The 20,924-nt window shown below is 44.3% G+C and carries 14 protein-coding genes; 4 read left to right on the top strand and 10 right to left on the bottom strand.

Annotation, left to right across the window (positions count from 1 at the left end):
* The first annotated feature begins 79 nt into the window (after positions 1-79).
* Complete coding sequence (locus AACT21_RS11275; RefSeq protein ID WP_013867911.1) at positions 80-1,180, top strand: autoinducer 2-binding periplasmic protein LuxP; 1,101 nt, start codon at positions 80-82, stop codon at positions 1,178-1,180.
* Between the two features lie 15 nt (positions 1,181-1,195).
* Complete coding sequence (gene luxQ / locus AACT21_RS11270; RefSeq protein ID WP_094130332.1) at positions 1,196-3,742, top strand: quorum-sensing autoinducer 2 sensor kinase/phosphatase LuxQ; 2,547 nt, start codon at positions 1,196-1,198, stop codon at positions 3,740-3,742.
* 17 nt (positions 3,743-3,759) lie between these two features.
* Here luxQ and AACT21_RS11265 read toward each other — a convergent pair whose 3' ends face one another.
* The 6 genes from AACT21_RS11265 to yccS all read right to left on the bottom strand — a co-directional run bounded on the left by AACT21_RS11265 (position 3,760) and on the right by yccS (position 10,529).
* A complete protein-coding gene (locus AACT21_RS11265) occupies positions 3,760-4,425 on the bottom strand; it encodes a PilZ domain-containing protein (RefSeq protein ID WP_019282225.1) in 666 nt (221 codons plus the stop codon).
* Positions 4,426-4,568: 143 nt separating this feature from the next.
* Entirely contained in the window at positions 4,569-6,113 is a 1,545-nt protein-coding gene (gene glpD / locus AACT21_RS11260; protein WP_017046399.1) for a glycerol-3-phosphate dehydrogenase, read from the bottom strand.
* Between the two features lie 185 nt (positions 6,114-6,298).
* Entirely contained in the window at positions 6,299-7,558 is a 1,260-nt protein-coding gene (locus AACT21_RS11255) for a hydroxymethylglutaryl-CoA reductase (protein ID WP_017047234.1), read from the bottom strand.
* An 87-nt stretch (positions 7,559-7,645) separates the two neighbouring features.
* Positions 7,646-7,945, bottom strand: coding sequence for a hypothetical protein (locus tag AACT21_RS11250; protein WP_017047233.1), 300 nt, complete (start codon positions 7,943-7,945; stop codon positions 7,646-7,648).
* A gap of 67 nt (positions 7,946-8,012) precedes the next feature.
* Positions 8,013-8,237, bottom strand: a complete 225-nt coding sequence (locus AACT21_RS11245; protein ID WP_013867905.1) for a hypothetical protein — start codon at positions 8,235-8,237, stop codon at positions 8,013-8,015.
* Positions 8,238-8,375: 138 nt separating this feature from the next.
* Positions 8,376-10,529, bottom strand: a complete 2,154-nt coding sequence (gene yccS / locus AACT21_RS11240; RefSeq protein ID WP_094131650.1) for a YccS family putative transporter — start codon at positions 10,527-10,529, stop codon at positions 8,376-8,378.
* 182 nt (positions 10,530-10,711) lie between these two features.
* On the opposite strand from yccS, the gene helD reads away from it, so the two are divergent.
* Positions 10,712-12,775, top strand: a complete 2,064-nt coding sequence (gene helD / locus AACT21_RS11235) for a DNA helicase IV (RefSeq protein WP_026027873.1) — start codon at positions 10,712-10,714, stop codon at positions 12,773-12,775.
* Positions 12,776-12,876: 101 nt separating this feature from the next.
* Here the strand turns inward: helD and AACT21_RS11230 are convergent, their stop codons facing one another.
* Together AACT21_RS11230 and torT are read right to left on the bottom strand one after the other, a co-directional pair.
* Positions 12,877-13,332, bottom strand: a complete 456-nt coding sequence (locus AACT21_RS11230) for a methylglyoxal synthase (RefSeq protein WP_026027464.1) — start codon at positions 13,330-13,332, stop codon at positions 12,877-12,879.
* A gap of 52 nt (positions 13,333-13,384) precedes the next feature.
* Entirely contained in the window at positions 13,385-14,386 is a 1,002-nt protein-coding gene (gene torT, locus AACT21_RS11225) for a TMAO reductase system periplasmic protein TorT (protein WP_017047230.1), read from the bottom strand.
* A gap of 88 nt (positions 14,387-14,474) precedes the next feature.
* On the opposite strand from torT, the gene torS reads away from it, so the two are divergent.
* Positions 14,475-17,372, top strand: a complete 2,898-nt coding sequence (gene torS / locus AACT21_RS11220; protein ID WP_254917212.1) for a TMAO reductase system sensor histidine kinase/response regulator TorS — start codon at positions 14,475-14,477, stop codon at positions 17,370-17,372.
* A 141-nt stretch (positions 17,373-17,513) separates the two neighbouring features.
* On the opposite strand, the gene pyk is transcribed toward torS, so the two are convergent.
* Both pyk and AACT21_RS11210 read right to left on the bottom strand, forming a co-directional pair.
* Complete coding sequence (gene pyk / locus AACT21_RS11215) at positions 17,514-18,977, bottom strand: pyruvate kinase (RefSeq protein ID WP_019280880.1); 1,464 nt, start codon at positions 18,975-18,977, stop codon at positions 17,514-17,516.
* Positions 18,978-19,163: 186 nt separating this feature from the next.
* Positions 19,164-20,543 (bottom strand): MFS transporter, encoded by a 1,380-nt coding sequence (locus AACT21_RS11210; protein WP_026028333.1) that lies wholly within the window; start codon positions 20,541-20,543, stop codon positions 19,164-19,166.
* Between the last annotated feature and the right edge of the window lie 381 nt (positions 20,544-20,924).

The following is a 20,924-nucleotide window of genomic DNA, read 5'->3' as shown; positions in this document are numbered from 1 at the left end:
GGGTAGTCCGAGAATATGACGAGTACGAAATCAGCCATTGTGTGTCATTAAATCCAGAAGTTAGTGTAACGAGAATGCCATGAGAAAAATCCTGCTCCTTTCATTTGTATTCAGTGTCAGTTTGGCAGCCTCCACTCAGGCTGCAGCGCAAGTTTTAAATGGCTATTGGCGATATCAAGAGTTTTTAGATCTTAATCCTGCGCAACAGGCTCTTACCGACCAGATGATACAGGCAGTGCGTCAACCTCCCGCTGTACTCTCAATAGAGCAAGATAAACCTATTCATATTTCTGTTGTTTATCCAGGTCAACAAGTTTCCGATTATTGGGCGCGCAATATCAAAGCCTTTGAGATGCGTTTAGACGAACTTGGGATTAGATACCAAATTAACCAAGTCTTCACTCGTCCGAATGTCGATATTCGCCAACAAAGTTTATCGTTGATGGAAGCGATCAGAAACAAATCCGATTACTTGGTGTTTACGCTTGATACCATCCGTCACCGTAAATTTATCGAGCAGCTGTTAAGTTCAAATCAAACCAAAATTATTCTGCAAAATATCACTACGCCAGTAAAAAGTTGGGGAGATCGCCAGCCTTTTATGTACGTGGGGTTTGATCATGAAATTGGCACAATGAAACTGGTGGATTACTACAAAAAGTCGGCGCCAAAGAATAGTGCTTATTCCGTACTCTATTATTCTGAAGGCTATGTTAGCGATGCACGCGGCGATAGTTTTATCCAAGAAATGAGTCGAGACAGCAAATATCACTTGGCCTCTTCGTTTTATACAAAAGCGACACGAGATAGTGCATTTGATGCAACTTTGCGTATTCTTAAACAAACACCAGATATTAATTTTATTTACGCATGCTCTACTGATGTTGCTCTCGGTGCCATGGATGCGTTGCAGCAGCAAAATAGAGAAGATATTACGTTAAACGGCTGGGGCGGTGGTGAGGCTGAATTGGACGCGCTGCAAAATAGCACACTTGATGTGACTATCATGCGTGTCAATGATGATGCCGGTGTTGCTATGGCGGAAGCCATTAAGTGGGATCTTGAAGGAAAGCCGGTACCTACGGTTTACTCTGGTGATTTTGAATTGGTAACCAAAGAGGTCTCTTCAGCGTATATTGAAAAGCTCAAAAAACGAGCATTTCGTTACTCTGACCATTGATATATCGAGTCATTAATGAGTTTAAGGTCAAGCACCGTCAAGAAAAAACAAAAGATAGCTACCGTGATCACCAAATCAATGATTGCGGTGATTGGCGCATTGACGCTCAGCGTTTTATTTCAAAGTTATCAGATCAGTAGCAAAATCATTGCTCAAGAAGTGCAACGTACGGCTTCTCAAACCTCCAGTCTCATCCAGAACCTCTTTAACTTCCGTCTTTCATTACTGCAGATAAACCAAGATAGCAGCGCAAAAAATGCAGGTTTAGTTAAAGCAATTCGTAAGGGCGATAATGACAGCATTGATCAGTTCTTTTTTGGAGTTGACCAGCTAGAAGTAGCCAACACACCTGACATTCGTTTCATTTCTGATTCTGACAGCCTGATGTGGGAAGATGGCAATGCTCAGTTTTATGGTATTGAACAAAACGAGCTGGTAAACATGTCTCGTAAAGTCGCGTTAAGTAATAACTGGCATATGATCAAATCGCCCTCTCAATTGGGCTATGCCTACCTAATGGTCAGACGTACTCCCGTTATTGACTCGCAGTCCGGAGAGGTGATTGGTTTTTTGCATCTTGCTACCGTACTTAACAACAATTACGTGCTGGCAGAAACATTACGTGAAGGGAGTAACTCAGAAAACCTCGTGATGACGACGGGTGAAAAGGTCTTAGCCTCAACAATTAATGGTGATGAGACCTACACGGAACGTGATGTTTTAGAAGATAATTTTGACGCCTATAGTTTTGCCGATTACATGGTAAGCCGTACCGCGTTAACCATAGAAGGCGTACCAATTTATATTAACGTCCTCAGTGTGCAGAGCAATGAGAACGTATTGCAATTACGTGAAAATTATTTTTTTTGGATGATTTTTGCCCTTTTTGCGATGGTGATAGTCTCTATTTTGACTCGTTGGTGGTTACAGCAGCGTGTCAAAAATGAAATCAGTAGCTTGATGAATTACACCCACAAAGCTGCAGAAGCTGGAAGTTATGAGCTTTTTTCTGGTTCTAAAATCTATGAATTTGATCACTTCGGCAGAACGCTAGAACACACATTTCAACGTTTATCTGAGCAAGAAAAACAATTTGAAGATCTGTTCAATTTTTCACTTTCGCCCATCATAGTATGGAGTATCGACGGTGATATCATCAAAATGAACCCATCAGCAAAGAAATATTTCATGCGTCGCAATGATCAACAGCAATGCATTCTTGATGCATTAAAGCAAGAACTGCAGCCAAAGATACGCCTTGCGGTTGAACAAGAAACGTTCCGAGAGATAAATGTTGAAGTTGGCAATAAGGTTTTTCGCTGGAATTTATCCCCCATTATTTTTGAGCAGAGAATTGAGTCAATCATCACTCAAGGACAAGATATTACGACAATCGCTGAGGCGGCCAAACAGAGCCGACTCGCAAGGCAAGAAGCGGAAGAGTCGGCGCGTATTCGTGCTGAATTTCTTGCAAAAATGAGCCATGAGCTGAGAACACCATTGAATGGAATTTTAGGGGTTTCTCAATTACTTAAGCGTGAAATCAGTGACCATGAGCAACTTGAACAAGTGAATGTGTTATGCAGCAGTGGTGAACATTTATTGGCGGTACTGAATGATATCCTTGATTTTTCAAAGATAGAGCAGGGACAGTTTAGAATTCAAGAGTCTGACTTTAAGCTGGTTGAGGTCATCTCTGCCGTGGAAAGTATCTATCGGCCATTATGTGCCGAAAAAGAGATTGAGTTCAGCCTAAAGAGCAATATTCCGCCTGATATGATGATCCATAGCGATCAAGTCCGCCTGAACCAAATTCTGTTTAATTTATTAAATAATGCGACTAAGTTTACCCATAATGGGTTGATTAGCATTGAGTTCCAGCAAAAGAATAACCACCAATTGTTTATTTCGATTAGTGATACAGGTATCGGCATCAGAGAGCAAGATCTCGCGCTTATTTTTGAGCCTTTTACTCAAGTAGAATCAAACACCACACGAGAATACGGCGGTAGTGGTTTGGGGCTTGCGATTGTCAAAAGCTTAATTGAGATGCTTGGTGGTGCCGTAAACGTGAAAAGCCAATTTGGAGTAGGTACTACATTTTCTGTTGAACTCCCGCTGGTTGTCGTCAGTGACTGCGGGAAGGATATACCATCTTATGAGCGCGCGCCGCCACATGAAATGTTTGAAAAACCAATCAAAGTGTTGCTAGTCGAAGATAATCATACCAACGCTTTTATTGCTCAAGCATTTTGCAAAAAATACGGTATGGAAGTGACAAGAGTAGAGGATGGTCTACAGGCGATTGATTATGTGAAAGATCATCCAGTGGATCTTATCTTAATGGATAACCAACTGCCTTACTTAGGTGGGGTTGAAACAACGCATTTGATCAAACATGAGTTGATGATGGATGTACCTATTTATGCGTGTACAGCTGATGGTATGCAATCGACTAACGAAGCATTTATGGCCGCAGGTGCAGAGTATGTGATAGTTAAACCTATCAAAGAGAAAGCATTGCATGAGGCTTTTTGTCACTTCCAAAAACGGCAGAAATAAAGCACCGCGCAACATTCTTATACGCTACCAGCCATAAAAGCGCGTTCTAATATTTCTTTTTTCAATGCAGCGGTCATTGCAATTGATTCAAGAAATTTAACGCCTACTAACATACCTTTACCTTGTTGACGCACACTGACGATTTGGCAAGCGAGATCTTGTGGTAGAAGTGGGGAGAGTGTGGACTTTATCTCAATAAACATATCTTTTTCTAAATGGTGCAAGCCAGGAATAAATAGCGCGCAGCCAGAAATAGAAAAGTCGATCAATTTCCCTTTAAATTGATGCTCTCCTTCATGCATAACGGCTGGCAAAGAGAGTTTATAGCGCTCGTGCTCACGGATTGGTTTGGTCACAAAGTGCTTAGGAAACTTGATAAACAGTAATCCGAACGGTTTAGAAATACTACGAATAATCGAGGTTTTGAACGCGAGTATATGACCTAATTCAGTGTCACAAATCCCACGCAAAATGATTTGGATATTAACTATTTTTCGCATCACCAAGTCTTCACGAGCTTTAACGGGCATATCGATCAGTACGTATCTTTCACGTTTGCATCCGACAATTGTCGTTGAAAAGCTGTAAGAATCCTCAGGTCCGAATTCAATAGTGACGAGGATTTTCATGCATGGCTTAAGGAGTTTGATGAGATCGTCGCTGTTAGTATTCGGAATTGGCATTGAGTGGCATCGTCGTTACGGAAATATAGCTTTACTATACCCCGTGATTTTTACGTCACCTACTAAGAAAAAGTAAAAAACTCTCAGAAGATCATGTTTCTAAGAGCTTTTCTCAAGTTTAATTCTAGTGGCTACATCTTGTGTTAAGCACTGATGCGTTGACATTCACAAGTTGATGATTGGTCGATATAATCATTTAACTGATCAATTTGTTCAGTGTTAAATGTTAAGCCGAGTTTACTTCTGCGCCATAGGATATCTTCACATGAAGAAGCAAATTCATAATGTAAGAGATAATCGACTTCGCATTGATAGAGCCCAAACGCAAAATGTTTACCCAGATCAGAACTACTTTGCACATTATCGAGCATCACCGAAGCTCGGCTACCATAATTAGTGATCCAGCGGTTAATGGTCGCTTTATCAAGATCTGGGAAGCGCTGCTCAAGCTGCTGTTTGAGCTGTGCTGGATAAAAGGCTTCTCCACCAGGCAGTGGTTTGTTTGCGGTCCAACTGTCAGACATTTGATTAAAAAATGGTTTTAATTGACCCATAGCAGATTCAGCTAACTTGCGATAAGTGGTTAACTTTCCACCAAAAATAGAAAGTAGTGGCGCATTATCAGCTTGTTGATCCAATGAGAGTGTATAGTCCCGAGTAATGGCTTGTGGTGAGTCAGACTCGTCATCACATAGCGGGCGTACACCGCTGAAGTCAGCCACAATATCATCTAATGTGACCTGATGGATAAAGTGCTTATTCACAACATCCAATAAGTACTGTTTTTCTTCGACGCTAATTTTCACTTGACGAGGATCACCTCGGTATTCGACATCGGTGGTGCCTATCATTGAATAGTGATCAAGATAGGGGATCACAAAGACGATCCGTTTATCTTCGTTTTGTAAAATATACGCCTGCTCTTCATCGTGAATTTTCGGCACGATAATATGTGATCCTTTGATAAGCCGGATACCGTAGGGAGAAGTAATTTCAATCTGCTCATCAATGAACTGTTTAACCCAAGGACCTGTTGCGTTGACAAGCGCGTGACTGCGGCGAGTAAAACGAGTTTGTGTTTTTTCATCAAACAAAGTCACATGCCATAAATCGTCAACACGACGAGCTGATTCAACGCGGCAATAGTTTTTTACTTCGGAACCGAGTTCACGTGCTTGCATCGCATTCAGTATCACTAAACGAGCATCATCGACCCAGCAGTCTGAGTATTCGAAACCCATTTTCATCTCATTTTTAGTCACCACACCCGCGTTAAGGGCTATTTTTTTGCTGGCAGGTAGTGAGGTTCGTTTGCCTAAATGGTCATAAAGAAAAAGTCCGGCACGAATCATCCAAGCAGGTCTTAGAAAAGGGCGGTGTGGTAGACGAAATCGCATTGGTTTTGCAATGTGAGGCGCTTTGCGCAACAGTACTTCGCGTTCAGCCAATGACTCACCGACTAAACGAAATTCATAATGTTCTAGGTATCTCAACCCACCATGAATTAATTTTGAGCTCGCAGAAGAGGTAGCGCTAGCAAAGTCTTTTGCTTCATACAGGCCAACTTTCAGCCCGCGGCCAGCAGCATCTACGGCGATGCCTGCCCCATTGATACCGCCACCGACAACAATAATGTCGAGCACATTGTTTTCGGCTTCAATCGAGTTGCAAACAGAATGGTTGTTCATTGAGCGTACCTATTTCGTTTTTGTTCTGTAATGTTCGTATGAAACCATTTTTTAGTCGAAATAGTTAGTTTTTTGTTTTTTTATTTTGATCTCGATCATTATTTTCTAATGCATATGCTCACTTAACCAATAAAAAAGGCGTTACGTGAATACGTAGCGCCTTTTTTATTGTGAGAGGCAATACCTTAACGAGCGAGTTTGCGATGGGCGCGTGAAAAATGGCCAGCGCAGAACGCACCGACAATAGAAAGTTCACCAGCCAGACAGAGTGATGCTGCCACTTCGGCTAACGCTTGCGAATGACCAGTACCGTGCAGACCGAGAATATCCAAACATGCTTTTTGACTCGGTAACCCTGTACCGCCACCAACGGTCCCTAACATTAAATTGGGTAAGGTTACACTGGCGTACAAACCACCATTTTTGTCCACTTCCATGCGTGTCATACCAATTGCCGATTCAGCAACGCAAGCGGCGTCTTGCCCACAGGCAATATACAAAGCAGCGAGTGCATTAGCGTAATGCGCGTTAATGCCTATCGCGCCGCTTAATGCTCCACCAACAGTCGTCATTTGGCCAAATTGCATCATAAACTGTGGCGTCGTATGCAGATGTTTATGGATGAGTTCGGCAGATAAATGCACCTCGGCAGTCACTTTTTTTCCTCTCACACTACGCAGTGTTTGGCTAGTGGCTTTTTTATCACCCGATAGGTTGCCATCAAGGAATGCGTATTCAGGCTGCACAGGAGTATTCGCCAGAATGGTTTGGAACACGGCATTGGTGGCAATAGTGACCATGTTTTGCCCTGATGCATCGCCGGTTAAAAACTCAAACACGAGGTAGACATGGTTCCCTTCAATATTGACATTAATGTCTGACAGTTTTCCGTGTGCTGTCGTGTTTTCTGCAACTTGTTTAAAGTGGTCATATTGAGTCACTATCCACGCCACAAACTGCCCAGCTTCGATTAAGTTATAAAATGCAAAGCCTGGCGTGCGAGTAACGCCTTCATTTAACAACATGGCGCTTGCACCTCCTGCCGCAGTGAGCAGTTTTGCACCACGATGATAAGAGGCAACCAAAGCGGCTTCGGTTGTAGCTAGCGGGACGAGATAATCACCTTTGGCAAACAGTCCGTTGACTCGTAATGGCCCTGCGATCCCAACTGGAACTTTGACTGTGCCAATAAAATGCTCAATATTTTTGTGGTAGCTGAGCATATCTTGCTCTGTTGAGTCATCTAAAAGCGCACTTTTGTTCGTTCGCGTGTTAAGTACTTGCCAACGGCGTTCTACATTTTTTGCGGTTAAATACGGACTTGGTGTTAATTTGAGCGTTGGAGAAGTGAGCTTGGGTTGGAGTATTTGCTCTAGCTGCTGTGCTGATATATCACCACCCAAAATAGAAACATAATCTCTTCGATGCAGGTTTAGCTTAGGCATAGCGAATCATGGTAAAGAATTTGCGGGCATTGTACTCACCATGCACATAAACACAATATTTGCTTGTGTTGCAAGTTGTGTGAAGAGTTAGGCTTGGATATCCAATATTGAACCCAGCATGTCTTGATCTCGTTGGATAATATTGGTGCCAATGCGGCTGTATTGTGTAGCTTGGTTCAATTTTAGTAGGCTATCAATTTCTTCAGGTTTTTCTTCAGCTTTAGCAACAACTTTATCAAACTCAACTTTATTAAAAGCAAGCGCTTTGTCCGCTTTATCAACAGGAGAGATGTCTTTTTCCATATTGAGCTCACGAGCCGCATCCTCAGCCATTTTATTTGACTGATTGATCAGTTGATAGCCAGAATGAACACCAGATATAGACATAAGCTTACCCTCGTCGATGTCTAAAGTTTAGGCTCCGTTTACTTTTTGCACAAGAAGAAATTCGTGACTAGGAAAAGAGGCTCGAAAGCACATTCAGCTCATCATCAGTGAGTAAATTATTTGATTCATTTTCCAAAGAGTGCTTTATCTCGCCTTGTAATAAACGCAGTTGTTGAGGTGTTAAATGCTGTAATTGTGATTTTAAAGACTCAAATTGATTATGCGTCATCGACTCATGCCTCAGTAAAAAATGCGCTGCCTTCTCACCGCGGTAAGTTTGATGTCCTTTCATGGCCTTACACCTGTAAGAAAATACTTAATCTGAGATTATTCTCGATGTGGCGATTTTTTGTCCGAAAAATGTCAAGTTATAACAAGAGAAAGGTGAGAGCCGCTCGAAATTGAGCCGCTCTCATTATTACGACAATTGCTAGTTTACACGGACGGCAAACTTACTGGCGAGAGAGTGAAGCTCAGGTAGCATGCGATAAATAAGGTGCAGCTGTTGTAAGACCATTCTTACCGAGCTTTCATCTTCTTCACGCCATTCGGCTAAGCGTTTCTCTAAGCCTGCATCGTCAATGTCGCTGGTGTCGCATTCATCACAATGTTCATAAAGTTGTTTGTGCAACACCTCTAGGTGTTGGTGGATCACTCGGTGAGTTTCAAGTACCAGTTGGTGCGTTGCTTCATCTTCGATGCGTGTCCGATGGGCCCCAAGAGCGGAGATATAGCTGAGCAGTGCATGGTTCAGTGTCAGAAAACGGAAACTTTCATCGATTGCCGCGCGATATTTACCCGGTTCTGCCAGCATATTACTGATCGCTGCGGTTAAATTTGCGTCTTGGTTGTGGGCATTGCGCCGTGAGATGCGATAGCTCAAGTTGTCTTTTTTACCGATGCGGTACTGACCAATAATCTGTCCTAAATAGGCTTTGTTGGCATCGATCGCATCCGCCATGACTTTATGTAATCGTTTTGATTGCCAGTCAGGGAGGATCAGCACTACCGCTGCGACGGCCAATGCGCAGCCAATCAGAGTATCGGCAAGCCGAGGCAGTACCACGGCGTAACCTTCACCCAATTGATTAAAGCAAAACAGTACTAAAAGAGTAATAAAGCCAGTCGCATAGCCGTAGTTGTTTAATCTAAAGGCGAAAAACATCACACCTGATAGTACGATAAAGACCAATTGGCTTTCTGGCGATGGGAACAAGGTTAATAGCAGCACGCCTAAAAACAGCCCCGATAACGTGCCAATGATTCGGGCCGTCAGTTTTTGCCGAGTGGCTGAGTAGTTTGGCTGACAAACAAACAGTGTCGTGAGTAAAATCCAATAGCCTCGTTCAATACCAAAACCTTGGATGATTCCGTAACCAATAGTGAGTGCAATAGACATACGCAGCGCATGACGAAATAGCATGGAATCTTTATGCAGATTTGCCTTCACCCGTAACCACATGGCTTTAAGAGTGTGGGCTTCTGTATCATACAACATGCCCTCTTCGAGCTTGTTAGCATCAGGGTTGTTAACGTTATTGAGCTGCTTTTCTACTGTTGCTAAGTTATTGAAAAGATAACCTAATTGCGCTAGTGACACCCGCCAGTCAGGGCGTTGTTGTTCTTGTAGGTAGTTTAATGAGCTTTGCAATTCATCCAAAGCCATGATTGACTCTGAATGGTGCTGATAGCTTCGCCCTAACTGAATCGATTGGGCTATTTCACGGCAGGCTTTAGCCTGTGTTTCTAATAAATGTTTAAAGCGAAACAGCACATCTGAGCGGCCAAAGTGTTCGGCAAGCTCTTGATAGCGATAATGACTTGAATTGACACGTTCATGGATATCTTGTGCCATAAAATAGATGTTGAGAAATCGGTCACTGGCACCATCAATATGGCCTCTTTTTGAACGACTCAACAAAGTAGCTTTACATTGATTGAGTGCGGTAACCGTTGCCGCGTTTAAATTGGCTTCAGCAATTCGATATGGCTGAGGGACTAAGTTCGATACGGGATGGAAGAGATGGCTTTTGGACTCAAGATAATTGGCCAATTGCAAAAAAACATTCGCTAAGCTTTGCTGTACTGGTTGCATTGGCCAAAACATATGCCAAATCATCGACATGAAGTAATACCAAGCGGCACCCGTCAGGAGCAAAACGGGTTGAAACCACAAATTCACGCTTTGGTGTGCACCCAACATGGTGTAGATGGCGATAAGTAAGGAGCCAAAGGCGATGCTGGCATAACGTGGGCCAATTGCGCCAAGAATGATAAAACCAAACGAGGAGATAAATAACCCAATCGCAAACAGTGGCGGGGTATGGAAAAGTAGTTCGATGGAAAATGCAGCGATAGCAAAGCAGATAAATGTCAGAGTGAGGGATTTTAACCGTCCACTGAAACTGTCATCACTTTCAGCCAGTGCTGCGGCAATCACGCCAAGGATCAGTGGCGTAATCCAAGTATTGAGGTTGTAGTGCCACGCAGGAATGACCACGCCTAATAGAGTGATCAAAATGAGAATGCTGTAATTGACAGTTTTATTCGCCCAATAAAGGCGAATTTTGCTAGAGAGCGGCACGATACTTCAACATCCAAAAAGAAAACCATAGTGTAGCAGAAGCGTTGATTAACACTCTGATCAAGATAAAGAAAAAAGTCTACTTGATTACAAAATCAACAACAGCAATCTTGACATTAATTTTTCAATGCCCACTGTGATTGGTATATCATATTCACATTCTTATAAAAGAGCATAAAACCATGCAGCTGAGCGCAAATAAGCCTGCACAATTTCTCATTCAAGACGAATATAACCAAGTTGAACTTGACCAACAGCGTTTGATTATCTCCTCGGCTGTCAGCGAAGAGCGGATCCCGTTCACGGTTTGGAACGGTAAAGTCCGTGTTAAGCGTGGTTTGTTTTGGGGAGCATTGCAGTTTTTTGCGCATGAAGATGAAGGCGTTCAGCAATCATGGTTGGTGCAAGGTTTGCCTTGGCCCGAGTGCCGACAGTTTGCCCATACGGCGGTAGCGGCTTATCAACAATGGCACAATCGTCAATGTGTGCAGTTAAGTCAGTATCTGCCTCGCTGGGAGCAAGAGCTCAATCGCTTGAAGCGTTTACCCTCTTTTTTGCCGCACTCCTTATTGGATGTTTGGGCTTTGCAAGTGGAAGCTGATTTTTCGACGATGGACATGAAATTAGCCGAAGCACGTCAACGGCTACCTGATGCTATTGCTCAGCTCTCGCCTTGGCTTACGGATCGCTCGGCGTCCCTTGCCCAGCGAAATCAACACTGGCTTGAATTGGAACGTCAAAACTGGGAAGTCTTATTCTCTCAAGTTGAAAGTTCTCCACTTAATTTGTCGCAGCAACACGCAGTGCTACTCAATGATGATCACAACCTCATCCTAGCGGGTGCAGGTTCGGGCAAAACCAGCGTTTTGACGGCGCGTGTTGCGTATCTACTCCAAAGTCACCTTGCACAGGCCCACGAAATTCTACTGGTGGCTTTTGGTCGCGATGCGTCGAAAGAGATGGAACAGCGATTAGATAGCAAAATCGGCATGGCGGCGGAACACGTTCGCGTTAATACCTTCCATCAGTTAGGGCTGAAAATTTTAAACGAGGTCGAAGGGCGAGAAGCGATCATTTCGCCTGTAGCTCTAGACAGTAACTTAAAGTTGGCATGGTGTATTGATTGGTTGAAGAAACATTGGATGACGCCGACCAATTTTAAGCGTTGGCAGAAGCATTTGTCTAAATGGCCAATTGCTTATTTAGCTGGTGATGATGAACTGGGCAGCCATGTTGAAAACCCAAAGCTGATTGCATGGTTGGAAAAGCAGCTTGAGCAACTGGCTATGCTTGGTCTTGGGAAAAAGGAGCTGCAACAACGTTTGATTGACCATCCAGACTATTCACGGTTGAACAGTGAGCTCTCTTTGTGCTGGCCATGTTACCAAGCTTGGTTACAAATGCTCAAAGAGCAAAATCAAATCGATTTTAATATGATGATCAGCCGCGCAACGGAATACGTTGAAAAGGGCAAATTTAAATCGAATTGGAAATTCATCATGATCGATGAATACCAAGATATTTCACCACAGCGATTGGCGTTGATCCAATCTTTGTGTGAGCAGCAGCCAGGAGCGTGTAACTTATTTGCAGTGGGTGATGATTGGCAGTCAATCTATCAATTTGCTGGTTCTGACGTTGATCTTACGACTGGTTTTAGTGAGCGCTTCCCACACTCGACGGTTCATTATCTGGATACGACTTATCGTTTTAATGATCAGTTGGGTGCGGTGGCTAACCAGTTTATTCAAGCCAATCCGAATCAGTTACCAAAAACACTTAACAGCTTCAAGCAGCAAAAACAAAAATCAGTTTTTATTGCACCAAGCAACAACATTGAAAAGATCTTGGATCAACTCAATCGCCAAGCGAATAGTACGCAATCTGTGCTATTGCTTGGACGAAACCATTATCATAAACCAGAGCGGCTTAACGACTGGAAAAAGCATTACCGCTCACTCAATATAGAATTTATGACTTGTCATGCCAGTAAAGGTAAAGAAGCCGATTTTGTGATTGTGCTCGGTGTTGATGAGGGGCAGTTTCCGGCTCGAGTGAAAGCGCTGCATATCGATAGTGCATTGAGCCAATCGAATGATGATTTCCCCTATGCCGAAGAGCGCCGTTTATTCTACGTTGCAATGACCCGCGCTAAAGAGAAAGTGTGGATCACGCACTCGGGCAGTGGCTCGGTTTTTGTTCGCGAATTGCTATCAGGGGATTACCCAGTGGTGAAGCAGAAATAACGCATCCTTTGAAAGGGGATGCGTTCACGCAGGCGATCAAGTTGTCTTATGTGGTGATTTGGATTTTGGCTGTGTCTCTGTGCGTATGTAAAGGTTATAAGTTACATGCGTTCAGCTAGATAAGCTTGGTAATCAGGGATCTCGATATCGACCTCTTGCTCTATCAACTGTGAAGAGAACAAAAATTTAGCACTGGCGCGGTTTGTGGCAACTGGAATGTTCCAAACGCTGGCAATTCGTAGCAGAGCTTTTACATCGGGATCATGCGGTACGGCATTGAGTGGGTCCCAGAAGAAGATCAATACATCAATTTTGCCTTCAGAAATCAACGCGCCAATTTGTTGGTCGCCACCCATCGGACCGCTGATCATGCTTTTTATAGCAAGGCCAGTCTCTTTGCTGAGCATGTTGCCAGTGGTTCCTGTCGCGTATAAAAAATGGCGCTGTAGTTTTTCTTTATTTTCTTTTACCCAGCGAAGTAGTTCTGGTTTGCAGTTGTCGTGAGCGACGAGAGCGACATGCTTATGCGCAGGCATAGTCCGAGTCGTTGTTTGCATTGAAGAGTCCCTATGATTCAAATCAGTATGTTAAATAGCGAAATCGCCACTTTTATTCAATCTCTTTTACGCTAAAAGTCGGCCTATATTCAGATGGAGATAACGAATCTGCAATTATCTGCGGATTGAGTGACATAGGCGTTAAGGATTCGATAATCGGTGCGGCTTTTTTTTCATAAGGTTGCTGATTGAAAAAAGCCGCAGCTTGTTGAATGGAAAGCCTGCCTTGCTCGACCATTTTATCCGTTGGCGCAAATTCGACTCGGCCACGCAGCAGCCCGCGGTAGACGCCATGACTTAAATAGGTTGCCACCAAACCGATGTGGTTTGTCATCCCTGAGGTTCTCAATTCGCTGATCGCCGCTTCAATCGCGACGGCGCTGCCCACAATATAGCGAAGGTCAGCTCGCTCCAGCGCTTGTTGTACTAAATTACGCTGCAGTTCTTTATCATTATCTGCCCATAGGCTTTCCACTACGTTGATATCGCTGTCTTGTATTGCGCGATAAAAACCTTGGCTAACGGGTTGAGTACCACCACTGGTTTTCGGGCCAAGTAGCAAGGCTATATTGGTTTTCCCACTGCCTTGTGGGTGCTTATCAGCAAGATATTTTCCCGCGTAGTATCCCATCCAATACCAATCGACACCCACTTGACCTTGTAGCCGTGCAGCCTGCTGCTGATTGAGAATGAGCTGATTAACCGTTGCAAACACAGGCGTAGAAGCGACGTATGTGCTTAAGTCTGTCGTGTAAAGATCCGGCGCAACAGTACCGAGAATGATCGCATCAGCGCCCCAACGAACGCACAATGAAAGCTGTTCTTTTTGTCGTTCATGATTAGGATAACCACCCGATTCTAACACGCGTAAATTCAACTTCTGTTTTCTCGCCTCGTCAACCATTCCATAGTTGACTGATAACCAATAGGAATCTTTGAGGTGAGGGTATAAAGCGCAGACTTTCTTATGGGGTTCGGCGAATGTTGTGCTGCTAACCAAGCTTAAAATCAGCAGTAAAAGCGTTGGGGAAATAAGGTTTAAGATCAATTGCATTCGCTATTCGTTGGCATAACGTGAGTAAACACTGCAAAATATAGCCCATTCCGTGTTGCTTAAGAAGTAATGTTTGAGGTTGGGTGCCATGTTGTTAGCCAAAGCCAGTATTGGCCGAAAATTAATGTTGTCCTTTTCGGCAATGGCCCTGCTCGTTTTGTTATCGGCGTTGATCGGTGTGTTTGGTTTTTCGCTGGTGGCTAAAACCGAACGTAATGTGGTGAATTCTGCCATTCCTTCGATGCTGGAAGCGCGTCAAGTGTCGGAGTTAAGCACACGAATCATTACGTCTGTGCAAATGTTAACCAACTCTAAAACAGAGCAAGAGCGCCAGCAGTATGGCAAAGCGCTTTTCGATCAGCTTCAATCTTTGCTTAATCACATCAAGCAGTTGGGTGCCGATTCCTTTGATTCAGAACTGCTGACGCGCCTAGAAAATGATGTTCAAAGCGTTATCGATACACTGGCTCAGCTTGGTATTACGGTTGAGCGTAAGTTGTATCTGGCACATGACTTAAGTGTTCGAGTGGAAGAGATGCGACAACTGGCGCTGCAATTGGAAGAGCTGACACGCACTCAAGTGCTCAATACCAGTACCATCGCAGTGGCGAATGTGACGCACATTTATGACTTGCTACAAGCCAATAAAACATCACAAGCGTACAAAGCGTTAGACGCTTTAGTGGAAGTGGACCTCGATCTTTCAGAGCGCTTGCATGAGCTTCATTTGCTGGCGTTCAAAATGCTCAGCCACATCGAAGAGACACGCACGGTTACCGATGTTGAGCGAATCCAACAAATCCAAACAGAGTTTTTGCATAACCTCACCATCATGCAGCGCAGAGTACGCGCGGTAGAAGACCCGACGCGTTCGAAGCAAATGACAGAGCTGCTTAATGAGTTAGAAAAGCGCAAAGTGGTTTTTAGTGTTTTGCAGCAACGTTATGATAACGAGCAGGTCGCGAAATCGCTCACACAAAACACCTTAGTACAGTTTTCAGATCTCAATACTACCGTCAGCCGCTTAGTGGATGACTCCAATCGTACAACGACTCACGCTGTTGCGCAGCTCTCTACAACCTTGAATATGGCACAGTATACATTGACCTTATTAACCTTGGTTGGCCTTCTCATTGCAGCTTTCATTATGTGGAAGGTCGTCTATCTGTCGGTGGTAAAACGTTTAGCCGAATATTCATCGGCACTGTTATCCATCGCAAAAGGGCAACTGCAGGTGGAAGTGGCAGTCCAAGGAGAGGATGAACTGGCGCAAATGGGGCAGGCGATCATCACGGCTCGCAATACCGCGCAGTCTCTTAAAGTGGTGGCGGAAAGTGAAGCGCAGGCGAGAGAGGCGTTACAAGAACATAAAGAGCACTTAGAGGAAGTGGTTACCGAGCGAACAGAACAATTACAACACACCAATGAGAAACTCAATATGGAAGTGTTGAATCATGCCAAAGCTCGCAACTTAGCCGAGCAAGCCAACCGTGCTAAATCGGCATTTTTGGCCACCATGAGCCATGAAATCCGCACACCAATGAATGGCGTATTAGGCACGGCTCGTTTATTACAAGAGATGCCATTAACCGTTCAACAGCGCCAGTATGTGGACGTGATTAACCGCAGCGGCCACACCTTGTTGTCCATTTTGAATGATGTGCTGGATTATTCAAAAATTGAGGCCGGACACTTAGAAATTCGCAATGCCAACTTTAATTTGCATCAAATGGTGGACGATGTTTACCAACTGATGAAAGGACGTGCTGAAGAAAAGTCGCTTGAATTTACCAAGCAGATTGAACTGGATGTTGCTCCTTTTTGGGTGGGTGATATGACTCGCTTAGGTCAAGTGCTGACGAACCTTGTGGGTAATGCCATCAAATTTACCGATCAAGGTTATGTGGATATTTATGTCAGTCTTGATGCTGAAATGCCTAATCAAGTGACATTTGAAGTGTCGGATTCCGGTGTTGGAGTCAGTAAACAGGATCAAATCAGGCTGTTTGATGCGTTTACTCAAGCTTCCAGTGAGCAAAGTTACAAAGGCGGTACTGGGCTTGGTTTGGCTATCAGCAAACGGCTTGTTGAAGCCATGGGCGGCGAGCTTAAGCTTGAATCAGATTTAGGCAAAGGAAGCCGTTTTGAGTTTACTGTTCCTTTACAGCGAGGAGAGGCAGTGAATGAAGTGGTTAAAAGGCCGATAGCCGCGACGCGAGAGGCCAACATCTTGCTGGTGGAGGATAACCCTGTTAACTGCATGGTTGCTGAAGGTTTTTTGACCAGTATCGGTCATAATGTGCTCACCGCGAAAACAGGCGCTGAAGCTCGGGTTCTGTTTCGTGAACACAGGTTTGATATCGCACTGCTCGATATTAATCTACCTGACGTTAATGGTGTTGAGCTGTTGGCGCAGCTCAAACTTATCGAACGTGAACAGTATTCGCATCTACGCCCCACACCGATGATTGCTATTTCGGCGCATGTGTTTAATGAAGAGGTGGAAAGCTATTTAGCGGCTGGTTTTGATGGCTATTTGCCCAAACCTTTAGTCAAAGAAGATCTTGCACAACTTGTCCAGCAACGTATTGAACACAATACCTTACCCGTTGAGTTGAGTGTGCCTACGCACGTAATCTCTGATAGCCAAAAATCCGCTCGTCCGATTATGGACGAGCGGATCCTACTCGCGGATATTGAGGTGCTAGGGCGTGACAAGATGAATGAAATCATTGAGCTGTTCGCCGATTGCACGCATGAATACCTACACGAGTTTCGTCAATCGAGGGAACAGGCTCAGATCGTTAAGTCGTTAGCACACAAATTGAAAGGTTCAGCTGGCAGCTTAGGTTTGCATGCCTTGTTTGATCTGTGTTTAGTCATTGAGAAAAGTGCTGACTCTGCGCAAACTTATCAAGAGCTACAAGCGGAATTAGAAGCCTTAGCCGCTCAATCCATTCATTCACTCAGGTTACTGTTTATATAAGTAATTGGCTGTTGGCATCATTAAAAAGGGCCTGCGACAAGCGCAGGCCAAGTTCCCTGTGGAGCAAGGTTTTTTAGGGGGAGGTTGAGATCACTGAATAATTTTAATGATCTCATGATTAGCGGCGCAGAACCCTACATTCTACGCGGCTAATTCTTTTACTACTGGCAACGTCAATAAACGACAGACGTTAATATTACCCACGCCTTCGATCGATTCTAATTGTGTCATCAAAATGGATGAAATATGGCGGTTAGCCGCGTCTTGTGCCAGAGCGTTAAGCACTTGCTGAGACAGCAAATCCGCTTGTGTCGCTAATGATGGAATATAGGTTGGTGTAACGCCGCGCAAAATGGTTAATTTACGCAGCAGTTCAGGCCTGTCGGAGAGTGCCCAAATGGTAGCTTGGCTTTGACAACGAGACATCAACAGGGGTGTTTCTCCCTGTTGAGTTAAAATGGCGACCCCAAGATCTTTATGAACCTTAGTCGCCGATATCATGGAGGAAAGCGCGAAGCTTTTGCCCGCATCGCTGCACAAATGATGCAGTTTATCCCATGAATTTTGCGCACAGCCTAACTCTTGTTCTGCACCATGAGCGATACGCACCATCGCTTCTACTGCTTCAATGGGATAGCTTCCCGCCGCTGATTCTGCTGACAGCATAATAGCGTCAGTGCCATCAATAATCGCGTTCGCTACATCAAGCACTTCTGCGCGTGTTGGCAGCGGGTTGTCAATCATCGACTCCAGCATCTGTGTTGCGGTGATAACGGGTTTGCCTAAATAGTTTGAGCGCGCAATCAACGCTTTTTGTACGCCGGGTAGGCGAGCATCACCGATTTCAACGCCTAAATCACCACGAGCAACCATCACTACGTCGGATGCATTGATGACCGCGTCCATATTTTTTTGATCGCTCACCACTTCGGCTCGCTCTACTTTGGCGACAATGTGTGCATGACAGCCAGCTTGTACCGCTAACCGGCGCGCTTCATGTAAATCCTGGGCATTACGTGGAAATGAGACGGCTAGAAAATCGGCTTGGAGTTTCGCGGCAGTGATGATGTCTCGTTTGTCTTTGTCCGTCAGTGCCGGCGCGGAGAGGCCACCACCGAGCAAATTAATGCCTTTGCGATTAGACAGCTTACCGTTGTTTATGACGCGAGTTTTTACCCACTGCTGTGGTTTGTTGAGTTCTTCGACCCGGAGTTGTACTCGGCCATCATCAAGCAGTAAAGTATCACCCAACTTCAAGTCTTGAATCAGCTGCGGGTAATCTAAGCCCACACGTTCTTGGTTACCAGCCATTGTGGGGTGAAGCCCATCAAGAATAAATGAGTCACCAGCTTTTAGAGTGATCGCACCGTCTTCAAAACAGGAAATACGGATCTTAGGTCCTTGTAAATCGACTAATATGCCGACACTGACACCAAGCTTTTGTGAAATGTCACGTACTAACATCGCGCGTTCAATATGCTCGTCAGCGGTGCCGTGAGAAAAGTTTAAACGTACAACGTTAACACCAGCATTAATGAGCTTGGTGATCATCTCACGGCTTTGGCTTGCAGGGCCAAGCGTTGCAACGATTTTTGTTTTACACATAGTGGTATCCTATAACGACACTCGCTATAGCCATTTTACTTGAAGTTATGGTGGTGCTAATTGCACTTGTCCATTGCTCTCGGCCGACATTTAGTCGATTTTTCAAGTGATTTGGATATAGAAAATAAGAATGAAAATAAGAAAATAACAGGGGGGATTATCCCCCTGTATCAAGGGTGTTATAGATTAGAGACTTGGTTTCGTTTCCAGTATCTGGCCCGTAGGAGCATCAATATCCGTTACTTTCTTGGCATTCCATACCGTAGTCGCAAGCAGTAAAGAAATCACGCCAGCGGCCAACCAGAAATATTGTGCTTGAGTAAAGTCATATTTGGTTACGCCATCCACTTCCGTCATTTTAATCAATGATGAAGACACCAGTTCTTGAGCCGAAGCGGCTAAGTAAGAGAACAAACCAATAAAGCCCTTTACGGCACCGACGGCATTTTTAGGCATTAAGTCACAAGCCGTTAGGCCAGCAAGAAATACGACAAGCCCACCAATCGCAAAGCCAATTAAGCCTAGAGCAACAGCATCTACCATACGGTTATCGGGGCCGAAGAACATCAAGCACATACCTGCAATGTTGGCAAATCCGTAAAGTAGCGTTGGGATATGACGGTTAGCGTTGAATACTTTATCTGAAATGATACCAGACAAAATAGCGCCCGCGAGGCCTGCAATAGGGTAAGTGGACATTGCAAAACCAGCATCAATCAGTGAATAGCCTTTGGTTTCTTGTAGGTATAACACCGCCCAAGAAGACATCGCATAGCGAGAGATATACATCGCGGCACAAGCAGCGGCAATCAGCCAGACAGTCGGCTGCTTCAAAATGAACAGTTGAGCGCGACGTGTTTCTTTTGGATCGTTGGCTTTTTTGAACTCGGGCTCTTCACCAAATGCTGTTGCAACATCAGGTAAACCATAGGTTTGCGGACGATCTTTCAGTACAAAGAACATAATCAATGCAGCGATGATGGCAGCAATGCCCGCACCGATGAAACCTGCTTGCCAGCCTAAATAACTCACTAGCGTTGCTGTTAGAATCCAAGTGATGCCTTCGCCGATATTTCGAGATCCTCCCCAAATTGAATAACGGCTTCCGCGTTGTTTAGGTGAGAACCATTGGAAAAGCGAGACGCAAGAAGGCGCAGAACCCACCGATTGGAACCAACCATTGACGGCCCAAAGTAACACAAAGAAGAATGCCGTGGTGTTCAACCCCATGAATATGGCAGTGGCACCGGAAAGCAGTAGTGAGAACGACATAAATCGGCCGATGTTGGCGTAGTCAGAAAGGAAACCGTTCGAAAACTTACCAAATGCGTAGGTGAAGAAGAAGGCTGATCCCATGATCCCGAGTTCTTCTATCGATACGATGCCCGCATCAAGCATCGGTTTTTTAACGACGCCTAAACTCATACGAACCACATAGAACATGGCGTATCCAAAGACTAAGCCTAAGAATACTTGCCATTGAAAACTTTTGAAACGCGATTGCATTGCGCCCTCAGAGCTATCCGATAGCGGTAGATCTGGGCGAGTTTTAAAAAAGTTAAGCATGGAGCTCTCCATTCATCAAATACTAAATAGGGTTATTACTAAATAGGGTTGTTTCGTTGTCGGAATGCATCTTCAAACAAATGGGTATGGGGCTCAAAAGTGCCAATTTGAGGCAGAAATGACTCAAATTGAGAGTGTGAATGGGTCAAAAATGGGAATTCAGTGAAGGGTAAATTATGTTTTGCTGATAAAATTGAAATTGTAATACGCTGTTTTGCGTCATAACTGACACAAATGTTTAATAATTTATTTTTAGCTAAACGGTAGAGTTTTGAGTGAACGCACAATTTTTAGGGTTTTGTGATTTAAAAGCGGTTTCCCGTTCTTGTACCTTATTACGCTGGTGCAAATGGATGGTGCTACTAGGATCGATGGCGGCGG

Source organism: Vibrio sp. V08_P9A1T1 (assembly GCF_963874405.1).
GTDB lineage: Bacteria > Pseudomonadota > Gammaproteobacteria > Enterobacterales > Vibrionaceae > Vibrio > Vibrio anguillarum.
The sequence above is the reverse complement of the archived record's forward strand: the minus strand, read 5'-3'. Positions and strand labels throughout refer to the sequence as shown.

Excerpts from the sequence above, each read along its gene's own strand:
- AACT21_RS11230 (WP_026027464.1), bottom strand. The coding sequence starts at position 13,332 with ATGCAAACAACGACTCGGACTATGCCTGCGCATAAGCATGTCGCTCTC.
- torT (WP_017047230.1), bottom strand. The coding sequence starts at position 14,386 with ATGCAATTGATCTTAAACCTTATTTCCCCAACGCTTTTACTGCTGATT.
- glpD (WP_017046399.1), bottom strand. The coding sequence starts at position 6,113 with ATGAACAACCATTCTGTTTGCAACTCGATTGAAGCCGAAAACAATGTG.
- AACT21_RS11210 (WP_026028333.1), bottom strand. The coding sequence starts at position 20,543 with ATGCTTAACTTTTTTAAAACTCGCCCAGATCTACCGCTATCGGATAGC.
- pyk (WP_019280880.1), bottom strand. The coding sequence starts at position 18,977 with ATGTGTAAAACAAAAATCGTTGCAACGCTTGGCCCTGCAAGCCAAAGC.
- AACT21_RS11265 (WP_019282225.1), bottom strand. The coding sequence starts at position 4,425 with ATGCCAATTCCGAATACTAACAGCGACGATCTCATCAAACTCCTTAAG.
- AACT21_RS11250 (WP_017047233.1), bottom strand. The coding sequence starts at position 7,945 with ATGTCTATATCTGGTGTTCATTCTGGCTATCAACTGATCAATCAGTCA.
- torS (WP_254917212.1), top strand. The coding sequence starts at position 14,475 with ATGTTGTTAGCCAAAGCCAGTATTGGCCGAAAATTAATGTTGTCCTTT.
- AACT21_RS11255 (WP_017047234.1), bottom strand. The coding sequence starts at position 7,558 with ATGCCTAAGCTAAACCTGCATCGAAGAGATTATGTTTCTATTTTGGGT.
- helD (WP_026027873.1), top strand. The coding sequence starts at position 10,712 with ATGCAGCTGAGCGCAAATAAGCCTGCACAATTTCTCATTCAAGACGAA.
- luxQ (WP_094130332.1), top strand. The coding sequence starts at position 1,196 with ATGAGTTTAAGGTCAAGCACCGTCAAGAAAAAACAAAAGATAGCTACC.
- AACT21_RS11245 (WP_013867905.1), bottom strand. The coding sequence starts at position 8,237 with ATGAAAGGACATCAAACTTACCGCGGTGAGAAGGCAGCGCATTTTTTA.
- AACT21_RS11275 (WP_013867911.1), top strand. The coding sequence starts at position 80 with ATGAGAAAAATCCTGCTCCTTTCATTTGTATTCAGTGTCAGTTTGGCA.